Origin of the sequence: Streptomyces sp. V4I23 (genome assembly GCF_030817975.1) — a bacterium.
In the GTDB taxonomy this organism is placed as follows: Bacteria; Actinomycetota; Actinomycetes; order Streptomycetales; family Streptomycetaceae; genus Streptomyces.
The window spans coordinates 6,018,062-6,032,638 of sequence record NZ_JAUSZW010000004.1 but is presented as its reverse complement, the minus strand read 5'-3'; the positions used below and the strand labels follow the sequence as shown (position 1 = coordinate 6,032,638).

Annotated in this window: 11 protein-coding genes; 4 read left to right on the top strand and 7 right to left on the bottom strand. The window is 71.2% G+C overall.

Annotated elements, in window-relative coordinates:
* The first annotated feature begins 8 nt into the window (after positions 1-8).
* Positions 9-941, top strand: coding sequence for a hypothetical protein (locus QFZ82_RS29680; RefSeq protein ID WP_307716061.1), 933 nt, complete (start codon positions 9-11; stop codon positions 939-941).
* 109 nt (positions 942-1,050) lie between these two features.
* On the opposite strand, the gene QFZ82_RS29675 is transcribed toward QFZ82_RS29680, so the two are convergent.
* Positions 1,051-1,479 (bottom strand): Rieske (2Fe-2S) protein, encoded by a 429-nt coding sequence (locus QFZ82_RS29675; RefSeq protein WP_307716060.1) that lies wholly within the window; start codon positions 1,477-1,479, stop codon positions 1,051-1,053.
* 137 nt (positions 1,480-1,616) lie between these two features.
* Between QFZ82_RS29675 and QFZ82_RS29670 the strand changes: the two genes are divergently transcribed.
* Entirely contained in the window at positions 1,617-2,561 is a 945-nt protein-coding gene (locus QFZ82_RS29670) for a carbohydrate kinase (protein ID WP_307716059.1), read from the top strand.
* Positions 2,562-2,674: 113 nt separating this feature from the next.
* Here the strand turns inward: QFZ82_RS29670 and uvrA are convergent, their stop codons facing one another.
* Positions 2,675-5,617 (bottom strand): excinuclease ABC subunit UvrA, encoded by a 2,943-nt coding sequence (gene uvrA, locus QFZ82_RS29665; RefSeq protein ID WP_307716058.1) that lies wholly within the window; start codon positions 5,615-5,617, stop codon positions 2,675-2,677.
* A gap of 196 nt (positions 5,618-5,813) precedes the next feature.
* On the opposite strand from uvrA, the gene QFZ82_RS29660 reads away from it, so the two are divergent.
* Both QFZ82_RS29660 and QFZ82_RS29655 read left to right on the top strand, forming a co-directional pair.
* A complete protein-coding gene (locus QFZ82_RS29660) occupies positions 5,814-6,497 on the top strand; it encodes a maleylpyruvate isomerase family mycothiol-dependent enzyme (protein ID WP_307716057.1) in 684 nt (227 codons plus the stop codon).
* 10 nt (positions 6,498-6,507) lie between these two features.
* On the top strand, positions 6,508-7,164 hold the full coding sequence (locus tag QFZ82_RS29655) for an MBL fold metallo-hydrolase (protein ID WP_307716056.1): 657 nt from the start codon (positions 6,508-6,510) through the stop codon (positions 7,162-7,164).
* Positions 7,165-7,189: 25 nt separating this feature from the next.
* On the opposite strand, the gene QFZ82_RS29650 is transcribed toward QFZ82_RS29655, so the two are convergent.
* The 5 genes from QFZ82_RS29650 to uvrB all read right to left on the bottom strand — a co-directional run bounded on the left by QFZ82_RS29650 (position 7,190) and on the right by uvrB (position 14,432).
* Entirely contained in the window at positions 7,190-7,981 is a 792-nt protein-coding gene (locus QFZ82_RS29650; protein ID WP_373429344.1) for an alpha/beta hydrolase, read from the bottom strand.
* A 224-nt stretch (positions 7,982-8,205) separates the two neighbouring features.
* Positions 8,206-9,219, bottom strand: a complete 1,014-nt coding sequence (locus QFZ82_RS29645; RefSeq protein ID WP_307716055.1) for a TerC family protein — start codon at positions 9,217-9,219, stop codon at positions 8,206-8,208.
* A 229-nt stretch (positions 9,220-9,448) separates the two neighbouring features.
* Positions 9,449-11,422, bottom strand: coding sequence for a TerD family protein (locus tag QFZ82_RS29640; protein WP_307716054.1), 1,974 nt, complete (start codon positions 11,420-11,422; stop codon positions 9,449-9,451).
* Between the two features lie 178 nt (positions 11,423-11,600).
* Positions 11,601-12,179 (bottom strand): TerD family protein, encoded by a 579-nt coding sequence (locus tag QFZ82_RS29635; RefSeq protein ID WP_124277026.1) that lies wholly within the window; start codon positions 12,177-12,179, stop codon positions 11,601-11,603.
* Between the two features lie 132 nt (positions 12,180-12,311).
* Positions 12,312-14,432 carry an excinuclease ABC subunit UvrB gene (uvrB, locus tag QFZ82_RS29630; RefSeq protein ID WP_307716053.1) on the bottom strand — a complete coding sequence of 707 codons (2,121 nt, stop codon included), beginning with the start codon at positions 14,430-14,432 and terminating at the stop codon, positions 12,312-12,314.
* Positions 14,433-14,577 lie beyond the last annotated feature (145 nt).

Below are 14,577 nucleotides of genomic sequence, written 5' to 3'. Positions count from 1 at the left end.
AGGAGTCCATGGGCCACACCGAGGCAGACCTGGCACAGGTGCTGACCACCGGCCCGTTCCACCTGGCCCTGCGCGCCGCCCTCGCGACGCGCGGCCTGCCGCTCCAGCGCGTCCAGCACCACCTCGCCCACCGGGGGATCAAGGTCGGGGTGACCAGCCTCAGTTACTGGCAGCAGGGCGCGCGCCGCCCGCAGCGCCCCGAGTCGCTGCGGGCCGTGCGCGCGCTGGAGGACGTGCTGGAGCTGCCCGCGCAGTCACTGGTCCGGCTGCTCGGCCCGGGGACGGACAGCGCCCCCGCCGGCGCGCACCGTCCCGGGGCACGTTCCTACCGCTCGCTCGCGGAGGCCGCCGGCACGGCGGAACGGCTGTTCGCCGGTCTCACGCCGCCCGGGGACGGCGGACTGCACACGGTCGGACACCAGGACCGGGTGCGCATCGACGCCGACCGGCGCCTCGCGGGACGCGACTCCCACCACGTCGTCCGCGCACAGCGGGACGGCGTCGACCGCTATCTGGCCGTCCACCAAGGCGATCCCGGCTGTGACCCGGCGCGCGTGCGGGTGAGCGCGCTGGAGAACTGCCGGACGGGCCGGGTGCGGTGGGACACCGACACCCGCGTGGTGGTCGCCGAGCTCCTCTTCGACACCCGGCTGCGCGCCGGAGAGACGTACGTCTTCGGTTACGGCTTCGAGGACGGCACCGGCGGTCCGGGCAGCGAGTACGTGCGCGGATTCGGCTTCGCGGGCGGGCAGTACCTGCTCCAGGTGCGGTTCGACGAAGGCGCGCTGCCGGTGCGCTGCCACCGGTTCGCCCATGCGACGACGGGTGCGCCGCGGGGAGCCCGGACGCGTCTCGCGCTCAGCGGGCGCCATCGCACGGTGCACCTGGTGGAGCAGGGGGTGCGGCCGGGGATCCTCGGGATCGACTGGGACTGGGACTGACGGCGCACGGACCAGTCCGGGCCGGGCCGGACCAGGGCCGACCTGTGGGCCGACCGCGCGTGGGGCCGGGGCCGGGCGATGCGTACGGGTCCGGGCGTCGGAGCCGTCGTCAGGCGTCGGGGCCGGCGACGAGCCTGCCGCCCTCCGTCCTGACCGGGACCTCCGGCAGCGGCACGGTGGCCGGGCCCACGAGCGCCTTGCCGGTCGTCACGTCGAAGCGGCTGCCGTGGCAGGGGCAGTTGCCCTCCGTGCCCTCCAGCTTGTCGAGCACGCAGCCCGCGTGCGTGCACTGGGCGCTGAACGCCTTGTACTGCCCCTTCGCCGGGCAGTGCACGACCAGTCGCTGTTCGCGGTAGAGCTTGGCCCCGCCGACCGGGACGGCGTCGGCGGCGCCGAGGTCGACGGGCGCGGTGGGCGTCGGGTTCTCCGCGTGGCCGACCTTGGACTCGGTGGAGCAGGCGGCGACGCCCAGCCCGGCGGCCCCGGCGAGGGCAGCGCCCTTCAGGACGGTACGGCGGGCGGGCGGCTGGCCGGGCATGGGAACTCCACTGTTCAGAGCGTCGGGTGCGTCCGAGGGCGCGTGTCGGTGACAGAAACGACGATACCGGCGGAGATCGGCGGTGCCCGGGGCGGGCTCCCTGGTCGGGCGCGCGGGCATCGGCTACGTTCTGGCCCGTGATCGTCGTCGCCGGTGAGTCCTTGATCGACCTGGTCCCGCAGGGGGCCGCCGCTCCCCTGCCCGCGCTGCTGCCCCGCCTCGGCGGCGGGCCCTACAACACGGCGGTGGCGCTCGGCAGGCTGGGCTCCCCGGTTGCGTTCTGCTCTCGGGTGTCGACGGACGCTTTCGGCGAGGCACTGCTGGGCGGGCTGCGCGCGGCGGGTGTCGACGTCTCCCTGGTCCAGCGCGGCCCGGAGCCGACGACGCTGGCGGTGGCCGCGATCGGCTCGGACGGTTCGGCCGGGTACGGCTTCTACGCGCAGGGCAGCGCGGACCGCCTCTTCGAACTGCCCGGCGCTCTGCCCGAGGCCGTGCGGGCGCTGACGCTGGGCACGTGCTCGCTGGTGCTGGAGCCGGGCGCGACCGCGTACGAGGCGCTGCTGCGGCGGGAAGCGGCGCGCGGGGTCTTCACACTGCTCGACCCGAACATCCGGGCCGGTCTGATCCCCGACGCGGACGCCTACCGGGCGCGGTTCGCGGGGTGGCTGCCGTTCGTCTCGCTGCTGAAGCTCTCCGAGGACGACGCCGAGTGGCTGGGCGGCGTGCCCGAAGGGCCGGAGGCGGTGGTGCTGACCCGGGGCGGCTCGGGGCTGACGGTGCGGACCCGCGCCGGTGTCGAGGTCTCGGTCCCGGCCGCGCCGGTGACCGTCGCGGACACCATCGGGGCGGGCGACACGGTGAACGCGGCGCTGCTCCACGGGCTCGCGGCCCGGGACGCGCTGTCACCCGCCGCGCTGTCCGCGCTGGACGCCGCGGCCTGGACCGAGGTGCTGACGTTCGCGGCGCGCGCGGCGGCGGTGACGTGCTCCCGTACGGGTGCGGAGCCGCCGTACGCCTGGGAACTGAGCCAGGGAACAGCCGCAGATCCTGCGCCGGGTCATTCGAGCCCCGCCGGCGCCTGAGGCGCGAGGTCCGAGCCACGGGTGTCTGGGACGCACGGGCCCTTGGTGCTTGAAGGCGTTCTTCCGGAGCCGGAACCCCGGAAGAACGCACCCGCAACGGCGGGGCCGCCCCGTCAGGCGCGACGGGCCCGCGCCGCCGTCGCCGTCTTCTTCGCCGCCACCTTCCGCGCGGGCTTCCGCGCCGCCGGCACCGACACCGCGTCGCTGATGCGCTCCGCGTCCAGGATGTCCCGCAGGAACTTACCGGTGTGGCTCGCCGGGACGCCCGCGACCTGCTCCGGGGTGCCCTCGGCGATGACGAGTCCGCCGCCGCTGCCGCCCTCGGGGCCCATGTCGACGACCCAGTCGGCCGTCTTGATCACGTCGAGGTTGTGCTCGATGACGATCACCGAGTTGCCCTTGTCGACGAGGTTGGACAGCACGTTGATCAGCTTGCTGATGTCCTCGAAGTGCAGACCGGTCGTGGGCTCGTCCAGCACGTAGACCGTGCGCCCGGTGGAACGCTTCTGGAGCTCGGAGGCCAGCTTCACGCGCTGTGCCTCACCACCCGAGAGCGTCGGAGCGGACTGGCCGAGCCGGACGTACCCGAGGCCGACCTCGTGGAGCGTGCGCAGGTGGCGGGAGATCGTCGGGACGGCCTCGAAGAAGTCCAGCGCCTCCTCGATCGGCATGTCCAGCACCTCGGCGATGGACTTGCCCTTGTAGTGGACCTCCAGCGTCTCGCGGTTGTACCGCGCCCCGTGACAGACCTCGCACGGGACGTACACGTCCGGCAGGAAGTTCATCTCGATCTTGATCGTGCCGTCGCCGGAGCAGTTCTCGCAGCGGCCGCCCTTGACGTTGAAGGAGAAGCGGCCGGGCAGATAGCCCCGGACCTTCGCCTCCATCGTCTCGGCGAAGAGCTTGCGGACGTGGTCGAAGACGCCGGTGTACGTCGCCGGGTTCGACCTCGGGGTGCGGCCGATCGGCGACTGGTCCACGTGCACGACCTTGTCGACGAGGTCGTCGCCGTCGACGCGGGTGTGCCGTCCCGGCACCGACTTGGCACCGTTCAGCTCGCGGGCCAGGTGCGTGTAGAGGATGTCGTTGACCAGGGTCGACTTTCCGGAGCCGGAGACACCGGTGACCGCGGTGAGAACGCCGAGCGGGAAGGACACGTCGATGTCCCGCAGATTGTTCTCCCGGGCGCCGTGCACGGTGAGCCGGCGCGTCGGGTCCACCGGGCGGCGCAGCTCGGGCGTCGGGATGGACCGCTTGCCGGAGAGGTACTGCCCGGTCATGGACTCCTTGTTGGCCAGCAGCTCCTTCAACGGGCCGGAGTGGACGACCTTGCCGCCGTGCTCACCCGCGCCGGGGCCGATGTCGACGACCCAGTCCGCGACCTTGATCGTGTCCTCGTCGTGCTCGACGACGATCAGTGTGTTGCCCATGTCCCGCAGGCGCACCAGCGTCTCGATGAGCCGGTGGTTGTCCCGCTGGTGCAGGCCGATGGACGGCTCGTCCAGCACGTACAGCACACCGACCAGGCCGGAGCCGATCTGGGTGGCGAGCCGGATGCGCTGCGCCTCGCCGCCGGAGAGGGTGCCTGCCGCACGGTTGAGGGAGAGGTAGTCGAGGCCGACGTCGACGAGGAAGCGGAGCCGCTCGTTGACCTCCTTGAGGACGCGCTCGGCGATCTTCTTGTCGCGGGCGCCCAGCTTGAGGCGGCCGAGGAACTCGGCGCACTCGCTGATCGACATCGCGGAGACCTCGGCGATGGACTTCTCCATCACGGTGACCGCGAGGACGATCGGCTTGAGGCGGGTGCCCTCGCAGGTCGGGCAGGGGACCTCGCGCATGTAGCCCTCGAAGCGCTCCCTGCTGGAGTCGCTCTCGGCCTCGGAGTGCCGCCGCTTCACGAACTGGACGGCGCCCTCGAAGGCGGGGGTCGTGTACGCGCGCTCCCGGCCGTACCTGTTGCGGTAGCGGACCTCGACCTGGGTCTTGTGGCCGAACAGCAGGGCCTTCTTGGCGCGCTGCGGCAGACCGGCCCAGGGCATGTCGGTGGAGAAGCCGAGCGCCTGGGCGAGCCCGCCGATCAGGCGCCCGAAGTATTCCTTGGTGTGGCCGTGCGACCAGGGGTGGATCGCGCCGTCGTCGAGGGACCTCTGCTCGTCGGGGACGATCAGCTCGGGGTCGACCTCCATGCGCGTGCCGATGCCGGTGCAGTCGGGGCAGGCGCCGAACGGCGAGTTGAACGAGAAGGAGCGGGGCTCGAGCTCCTCGAAGGACAGGTCGTCGTAGGGGCAGTACAGGTGCTCCGAGTACATCCGCTCGCGGTCGGGGTCGTCCTCGGGGAGGTCGACGAAGTCGAGCACGACCATGCCGCCGGAGAGGCCGAGCGCGGTCTCGACGGAGTCGGTCAGCCGGCGCTTGGCGCTGTCCTTGACGGTGAGGCGGTCCACGACCACCTCGATGGTGTGCTTCTCCTGCTTCTTCAGTGTGGGCGGCTCGGCGAGCTGGATCGTCGTGCCGTCGACCCTGGCACGGCTGTAGCCCTTGGTCTGGAGGTCGGAGAAGAGGTCGACGAACTCGCCCTTGCGCTCGCGCACCAGCGGCGAGAGCACCTGGAAGCGGCTGCCCTCGGGCAGCTCCAGGACCTTGTCGACGATCGCCTGCGGCGACTGGCGCGAGATGGGACGGCCGCACTCGGGGCAGTGCGGCTTGCCGATGCGGGCGAACAGCAGACGGAGGTAGTCGTAGACCTCGGTGATCGTGCCGACCGTGGAGCGCGGGTTGCGCGAGGTCGACTTCTGGTCGATCGAGACGGCCGGCGACAGGCCCTCGATGAAGTCGACGTCCGGCTTGTCCATCTGACCGAGGAACTGCCGGGCGTACGAGGAGAGGGACTCGACGTAGCGGCGCTGCCCCTCGGCGAAGATCGTGTCGAACGCGAGGGACGACTTGCCCGACCCCGAGAGCCCGGTGAAGACGATGAGGGAGTCGCGCGGGAGGTCGAGCGAGACGTTCTTCAGATTGTGCTCGCGCGCGCCACGGACGATGAGACGGTCGGCCACGCCGGTCCGCACCTTTCTTGAGAGAAGCGGGGGCACGGCCCCCGTCCCAGACTGTTCCAAGCCTAGGGGGGCCGCCAGATGGATGAATGCCTGACTTTCAAGGATGCCTCCACCGAGCGTATAGCACGCGCATTCGATTTACGGACGCCTGCCGATTCCTTCACCCGAACGAGAACCGAGGGCTAGGGTCTGCCTCGTGATCGATCCTCTGAACGACCTGCGCTCCGTACGTGAAGCGACCGACCGGCTCCTCACCGCCGTCGCCGCACTGGACAACGCCGCCGTGGCACGGTCGTCACGGCTGCCGGGCTGGACCCTCGGCCATGTACTGGCCCACATCTCCCGTAACGCCGACGCGCTCGTGAATGTTCTCCAGGGCCGCCCGATGTACGTCAGCGGCGAGGCGCGCAACGCCGACATCGAGCGCGACGCACCCCGGCCCCTCGCAGTGCAGCTCGACGACCTGCGGGAGAGCGCCGCACGCTTCCAGGACGCCGGCTCCGTGCCCGCGGACTGGGACCGCACGGTCGAGCTGCGCAACGGCATCACCGACCGGGCGGCACGGGTGCCGTTCCGCCGCCTGATCGAGGTGGAGCTGCACCACGTCGACCTGGGCATCGGCTACGAGCTGGAGGACCTGTCGAAGGAGTTCACCCAGCGGGAGACCGACTTCCTCGCCCAGCGCTTCCGCGGCGCCGCGAAGGTCCCGCCCACGCGGGTCCGCACCACCGGGGGCGAGTGGCGCACGGGTGGCGACGAAGGACCCGAGGTGACGGTGTCCGGGCCGCCTGCGGACGTGCTGGGCTGGCTCGCGGGACGGCGGGACGGCGCGGCGCTGGAGCTGTCGGGAGGACCGCTGCCCGTACTGCCCCCGCTATAGGCTGAGACGTATGACTTACAGCGGAGTGGTGAAGGTCGGCGGGCCCGCGGACGTGCACGAACTGACGGACCTGATGATCTCCAAGGTCGCGGTCGGCCCGATGGACAACAACGCCTATCTTCTGCGCTGCCGGGCCACCGGCGAGCAGCTGCTGATCGACGCCGCCGCCGAGCCCGACACCCTGCTGCGGCTCATCGGCGACGACTCGATCGCGTCGGTGGTCACCACGCACCGCCACGGCGACCACTGGCAGGCACTCGCCGAGGTGGTCGCGGCGACGGGCGCCCGGACGTACGCGGGACGCCACGACGCCGAGGGGATCCCGGTCCCCACCGATGTCCTGGTGGACGACGGGGACACGATCCGGGTGGGCCGCGTCGAACTGACCGCCCGTCACCTCGTGGGCCACACCCCGGGGTCGATCGCGCTGGTCTACGACGACCCGCACGGGCATCCCCATGTGTTCACCGGGGACTGCCTCTTCCCGGGCGGTGTGGGCAACACCCATGACGATCCGAAGGCGTTCACCGATCTGCTGAACGGTGTCGAGGAGAAGCTCTTCGGCCGGCTCCCCGACGAGACGTGGGTCTACCCGGGCCACGGCAAGGACACGACGTTGGGCGACGAGCGCCCGAAGCTTCCGGAGTGGCGCGAACGCGGCTGGTAGTACCCGGCCTTCCCGCTCAGGCCGCTCAGGCCGTCGGCTCGGGTGCGGTTCCGGGCGGCTCCGGCGCCTGAGCGGGTGCGGTACCGGGCAGCTCCGGCGCCTGAGCGGGCACGTGCGGGGCGGCTGCGGGCGCGGCGAAGCCCTCTGCGACGCGCCCCGGCAGCGGCCCCAGGCCCAGCAGGCCGGTGACCGCCGCGGTGGTCAGGGCGTGCCAGGCGGCGGCGCCGCGCAGCATGGCGTGGTCACCGCCGGACACCGGCAGTGTGCAGACCTCCGAACCCGCGGTCCGGGCACGGGCGGCGAGAGCCCAGGTGTCGGCGGGGTCGGTCACCCGGTCCCGGTCGCCGTGCAGCAGGACGACACGCCGGCCCGCCAGGTGATCGACAGGTTCGTCCGCAGGGCACCAGGGCGCGAGCCCGACCACGGCGGACACCAGGGGGTGCCCGGCGACGCGCAGGGCTGCCCGGCCCCCCATCGAATGGCCGACCAGGACGACGGGTACGGGACCCGTCACCCGGGACAGCTCCTCCAGAGCTCGCGTCGCGTCCCGCGCCGCGTCGGCGCGCTCCCCGTTCCAGCCGCGGTGGACGTAGCGCACCCGGCCGAGGGCGATGGCGTGGCCGACGGTGGCTCGTGCGAGGGACCTGGCGAAGGGACGCATCCGGACCGCGGGCAGATTGACGACCGGCGGCGGCTCCAGGGCGTCGGCCCGGCCGCCGTGCAACAGCAGGACGGCACCCCGGGGCGCTTCGACGGCGCGCAGCGGCACCAGGGCGGAGGACGCGGTCTGGTCTCGGCGTGCGGCTATGGCTCTCACGTCCTCGGCGCTCGGGGCTGTCGCACGCCACGGTATGCGGAGCCGGAGACAGCCGTGGAGGCGGCACCGACCCTGCGGAAATCCCCGGCACCCGGCGCGCTCACCCCAGCCCCGGGGTCCGCGGAAAGGGACCGGTCCGGATGCGGGATACACAGCCGGCCGGGGCGAGGGCTTTCGTCCTCGCCCCGGCCGGGCTGTCACCGCGGATGACCGGGCCTGGTGGGTCAGGCGTCGATGCTGTCCTTCTCGGCACGATCCTCGCCGGCGGCCTGCCCGGACTCGGCCGCTTCCCGCTCGGCCTGCTTCCTGGAGGCGATCAGGCTGGTGATCGTCGTGACGACCAGCACGCCGCAGATGACGGCCAGCGAGAACGGGATCGAGATCTCGGGGACGTGCACCCCGCTCTCGTGCAGCGCGTGCAGCACCAGCTTGACGCCGATGAAGCCGAGGATCACCGACAGGCCGTAGCTGAGGTGGACCAGCTTCCTCAGCAGTCCGCCGATGAGGAAGTACAGCTGGCGCAGACCCATCAGCGCGAACGCGTTGGCCGTGAAGACGATGTACGGGTCCTGGGTCAGACCGAAGATCGCGGGGATGGAGTCCAGCGCGAAGAGCACATCGGTGGTGCCGATGGCGAGCATGACCACCATCAGCGGGGTCAGGACGCGCTTGCCGTTGTTCCGGATGAACAGCTTCGTGCCGTGGTACTTGTCGGCGACGCCGAACTTCTTCTCGATGGACTTGAGGAGCCTGTTCTCCTCGAACTCCTCCTCTTCCTCGTCCGAGCGCGCCTCCTGGATGAGCTTCCAGGCGGTGTAGATGAGGAAGGCGCCGAAGAGGTAGAACACCCACGAGAAGCTGGCGATGATGGCGGCGCCGGCGGCGATGAAGATCGCCCGCAGCACGAGGGCTATCAGTACACCGATCAGCAGCACCCGCTGCTGGAGGTGGGAGGGCACCGAGAACTTCGCCATGATCAGGACGAAGACGAAGAGGTTGTCGACGCTCAGCGACTTCTCGGTGATGAAGCCCGCGAAGAACTCGCCGGACGCCTGGCTCTCGCCGAACACGAGCAGGCCCACGCCGAAGAGCGCGGCCAGCACGATCCAGACGACCGTCCAGATACCGGCTTCCTTGATCGACACGTCATGGGGCTTTCGCCCGATGAAGAAGTCGACCGCGATCAGGGCGCTGAGACCGAGAATGGTCAGCACCCAAAGGGTCATGGAAACGTCCACTGTGCCTCCGGCTTCGTACGGCTACTGATCAGCGTCGTCGCTGCCGGAGGTCTCCTCCACCCCGTGCGGTGTCGTGCCGCACCACGGGCCGGCGCCCCGGGACCTTCTCTGTCGGTCCGTACTGACGGGCACGCCGCGAGTCGGGAGTACTCCCCTCCGCCCAAGGAACAGTACAGGAAAGACCAAGGAAAGGTAAAGCGAAGGGTAAAGCGGCTACCAAGTGCCCAGGTCAGCGGCCCCACGATCGGCGGGCGTCGGCCACCTGGTCCAGCACCTGACGCAGCACGGCACTGCCCGGCGGCACGGGCAGCGGTTCGTACGTCCACGCGTGCCGCACCCAGGGGTCGGCGAGGTGGTCGTCGGGCACGGGCGTGATCCGGAGGAGCGAGCGCCACAGCGGATCCAGCACCGGGCCGTAGGCGGAGGCGTCCTCGCGGTCGGCGACCATCAGCAGATGGACTCCGACAGCCGGTCCCTCATCGGCGAGGTACCGCAACTGGGTGACCGCCCGGTCGTCGAAGCCGTGCGGGAAGTCGTTGACGATCAGGAGCTGCTCGGCCCGGTCGAGATCCGGCGGCAGGGAGTCGGCCGCGTCACCGCGCAGCGCCATCGTCACCAGGTCGACCCGCTGGGTCAGCCGGGCGAGGACGGAACTCACGCCCTGGGCTCCTGCCGCCGGCGGCCCGGCGAGCACGCCCGAGCCCACCAGCGGGGCCAGGGACCCGGCCGCCGCCCCCGCGGGGTCGATCACATGCACCGAGAACTCGCCGGGCGGATACACCGCGACGAGCCGGGCCGCGAGCGCGACCGCCGTGTCGGCGGCCTGCCGGCGCAGCACTCCCTCGTCCAGCGCCATGGCCGCGTCCGAGCTCGACCGTCCGCTGTCCACCCACAACCCTCGCTCCAACGGAAGCCGTACGAGCAGCGGGAGGCGCAACTCGGGGCTCTCGGGCAGGTGGATGTCCCCGATACGCAGCGCCATGGGGATCTCCATCGGGACGCGGTAGGCGTGCCAGACCGGGTTGTCCCAGCGCGCGAAGGCCGGTGGCAGCGCGGGCTCGACGACCTCCGCCTCGGCGGTGAGCTGGGCCAGATCGCGGTCGAGGACCTGCCGGGCCTGATCGGTCAGCTCCTCGCACTTGGCGCGGGCCGCGGCCCGCGCCGCGTCCCCGCCGCTGCCGATGCGGCTGCGCGGGTCGGACAGGACCTGGTCGAGCTCCTTGTCCATGCGGTTCTCGGCGAACTCGACCGCACTGCGGTACGCGGCGACGGTCCTGGCCAGGTCCTCGAACATGCCCCAGATCTGGTTGTAGAGGCGCTCCTCCATCGACCAGCCCGTGGCGTCGCCCGCGACGGGCGCGGAGGGGCGGCCGGGCTCCGCCGGCGGTGCGGCCGGGGGCGGCGGCGGGGCCGCCGACTGACGCCGGGGGTGCGTGTAGTCGACCGGGCCGCTCGGGACCTGCGGCGCGTCCGGCCCCGGGGTGTGCTGCGGGCCCGCGGAGGCCGCCGCGGCCTGGGCCGCGGGCACGGACAGCCCGTCGGAGAGCGAACGGCCGCCGGACGGCGTCGCGTCGGGGGCGGAGGACTGGTCGGGTGCGGCGGGCGCGGCCGGACCCGCCTCGGCGCTCGTGGCCAGCCGCGCCGGTTCGGTGCGGGGGGCCGGGAGGGCCACGGTCGCCTGGATGCCGGCGGCGACCTCCCGGGCGCGGATGAGGCCCTGGTCGGCGAGGAGGTCCGCGAGGCCGCCCTCGTAGCCCTGGCCCACCGCACGGATCTTCCAGGCGCCCTGGCGCCGGTAGACCTCGACGGCGACGAGCGCGGTCTCGGTGTCGAGGCCGGTGATGGTGAAACTGGCGATCTCGTCCGCGTCGTCGCCGACGACGGCGACGAAGGGCGCCGCAGTGGCGCCGAAGCGGTCGGGACCGCCCCCGCCCGCGAGCGCGAGGAGCACGTTGATCTGCTGCACCGCCTCGGGCACGGCGTCCAGCTGGAGCGTGAACCGGGGCGACCGGTCGGCCTGTCCCGGCACCTCGACGCCGGGCAGCGCGCGGGCGCCGGGATGGGCGACCCACTCCTCGCGCCCTGTGCCGCGGTCGTCGACGTAGCTGGCGCAGGCCACGACCGGATGACCGGCCGACACCCGTACCTCCAGCCGGGTGTGCGGCAGGGGGTGGTTCTGCCCCCGGACCAGCTCGGCCGTCATCGCTCTGTCCCCTCGGTGTTCTGCGGTACGCGTGGTGTGTGCGTCGGATGTCGTGCGGCGTCGCCGGTGCGCGGGCGGCCGGCGGTTCGCGTCGTGCGGTGCAAGCGGTGCAGCTCCCGGCGGCGATGCCTCCGGGAGCTGCGGGTCCGTCGATACGGTCCGGGCCTGCGGTGAACGTCTACAGGTGCGGCAGGATCGCCGGCATCAGGTCCTGGAACGTACGGCCGTTGGCCGGGTTGCCCAGGGCGGTCATCTGCCAGCCGCCGCCCGCGCGGTGCACCTTGGCCATGATCTGCGCCGTGTACTGGCCGCCGCCGTCGAGCGTGTAGCGGGCGAGCTCCTGGCCGTTGGTCTCGTCGACGATGCGGCAGAAGGCGTTCTGCACCTCCTGGAACGTCTGGCCGGTGAAGGAGTTCACCGTGAAGACGATCTGGTCGATGTGGACCGGTACCCGCTGCAGGTCGACGAGGATCGCCTCGTCGTCGCCGCCGGAACCGGCGCCGCCCACCAGGTTGTCACCGGTGTGCTTGACCGAGCCGTCGTCGCTCACGAGGTGGCGGAAGAAGACCACGTCCACCGGCTGCTTGTCGGCGAACAGCACGGCCGACGCGTCGAGGTCGATCTCGCGGGTGCGCGAGCCGAACAGACCGCGGCGCGGGGCCGCCTGCCAGCCGAGCCCCATCCGCACAGCCGTGAGGGTGCCCCCGTCGCTCTTCTGCAGGCTGATGGCCTGGCCCTTGGTCATGTTGACCGTCACGCGCTGTCCCCTTCTTGAGAATTGCCACCGCCCAAATGTGCGGTTGACCTGCACCCTACGCAGTCGGGACGGCGGAGCAGGACCGTCCGCCCGATTTTGTGTCGGTCTTGCAACACAGCGTCCGCTGCCGTCTCAGGCGAGGCCCGCCTCCTTCATCTGGCGGAGCTCCTTCTTCAACTCGCTCACCTCGTCGCGCAGTCGCGCGGCCACCTCGAACTGCAGCTCCGCCGCGGCCGCGCGCATCCGCTCGGTCATCTCCTCGATGATTCCGGCCAGTTCGGCCGCGGGACGGTCGCTGACCACCTCGCCCTTCCTGGCACCCGACGTACCGAGCGCGGGCACGGGGGCCTTGACGGCCTTGCCCGCCTTGTCGGCCTTTCCCTGGCGGTAGCCGGTGCCGAGCAGTTGCTCGGTGTCGACCTCCTCGCGCGCGATCGTCGCGACGATGTCGTTGATCTTCTTGCGGAGCGGCTGCGGGTCGATGCCGTTCTCCGTGTTGTACGCGATCTGCTTCTCGCGGCGGCGGTTGGTCTCGTCGATGGCCTTCTCCATCGCGGGCGTGATCTTGTCCGCGTACATATGGACCTGGCCGGAGACGTTGCGCGCCGCGCGGCCGATGGTCTGGATCAGGGAGGTGCCGGAGCGCAGGAAGCCCTCCTTGTCCGCGTCCAGGATGGCCACCAGCGAGACCTCGGGGAGGTCCAGGCCCTCACGCAGGAGGTTGATGCCGACCAGGACGTCGTACTCGCCGGCGCGCAGTTCACGCAGCAGCTCGACGCGGCGCAGGGTGTCGACGTCGCTGTGGAGGTAACGGACCTGGATGCCCAGTTCGAGGAAGTAGTCGGTGAGGTCCTCGGCCATCTTCTTGGTGAGGGTGGTGACGAGGACCCTCTCGTCCTTCTCCGTGCGCAGCCGGATCTCGTGGACCAGGTCGTCGATCTGGCCCTCGGTGGGCTTGACGACGACCTCCGGGTCGACGAGACCCGTGGGCCGGATGATCTGCTCCACGAAACCGTCGCCGCGCGAGAGCTCGTAGGCGCCCGGGGTGGCGGACAGGTAGACGGTCTGGCCGATCCGCTCCTTGAACTCCTCCCACTTCAAGGGGCGGTTGTCGAGTGCGGACGGCAGCCGGAAGCCGTGGTCGACGAGCGTGCGCTTGCGGGAGGCGTCGCCCTCGTACATCGCGCCGATCTGCGGGACCGTCACATGGGACTCGTCGATCACGAGCAGGAAGTCCTCGGGGAAGTAGTCGAGGAGGGTGTTGGGCGGGGAGCCGGGCTCGCGGTCGTCGAAGTGCATCGAGTAGTTCTCGATGCCCGAGCACGAGCCGATCTGGCGCATCATCTCGATGTCGTACGTCGTGCGCATGCGCAGCCGCTGGGACTCCAGCAGCTTGCCCTGCTTGTCGAGCTCCGCGAGGCGCTGTTCCAGCTCGGCCTCGATGCCGTTGACCGCCTTCTCCATGCGCTCGGGGCCGGCCACGTAGTGACTGGCGGGGAAGACGTACAGCGACTGGTCCTCGGTGAGGATCTCGCCGGTGAGCGGGTGGAGGGTGGACAGTGCCTCGATCTCGTCGCCGAACATCTCGATGCGGACGGCGAGCTCCTCGTAGACCGGGAAGATCTCGATGGTGTCGCCGCGGACCCGGAAGGTGCCGCGCTGGAACGCCATGTCGTTGCGCGTGTACTGGATGTCGACGAAGCGGCGCAGCAGCTGGTCACGGTCGATCTCGTCGCCGACCTTGAGCTGGACCATGCGGTCCACGTACTCCTGCGGGGTGCCGAGGCCGTAGATGCAGGAGACGGAGGCGACCACGACGACGTCGCGGCGGGTCAGCAGCGAGTTCGTCGCGGAGTGGCGCAGGCGCTCGACCTCCTCGTTGATCGAGGAGTCCTTCTCGATGTAGGTGTCCGACTGCGGGACGTACGCCTCGGGCTGGTAGTAGTCGTAGTACGAGACGAAGTACTCCACCGCGTTGTTCGGGAGGAGCTCGCGGAACTCGTTCGCCAGCTGGGCGGCCAGAGTCTTGTTCGGCGCCATCACCAGGGTGGGGCGCTGAAGCCTCTCGATCATCCACGCGGTGGTCGCCGACTTGCCGGTGCCGGTCGCGCCGAGCAGGACGACGTCCTTCTCGCCCGCGCGGATACGCCGCTCCAGGTCGGCGATGGCCGTCGGCTGGTCGCCGCTGGGTTGGTAGGGGCTGACGACCTCGAAAGGCGCCACCGTACGTTCGATCTTGGAAACGGGCCGCATGGAATCCACCGTACGACCCGCCACTGACAGCCGGGGGTGAACCGCTGCGGACGCCGGGTCCACGCAGGGTCCCGGCCACCGGCCGGAGCCGCTGCGACCAGCAGCTTTGCCCGTGGTCCGGCGCCTGCCGGCCCCGCGGAACCGC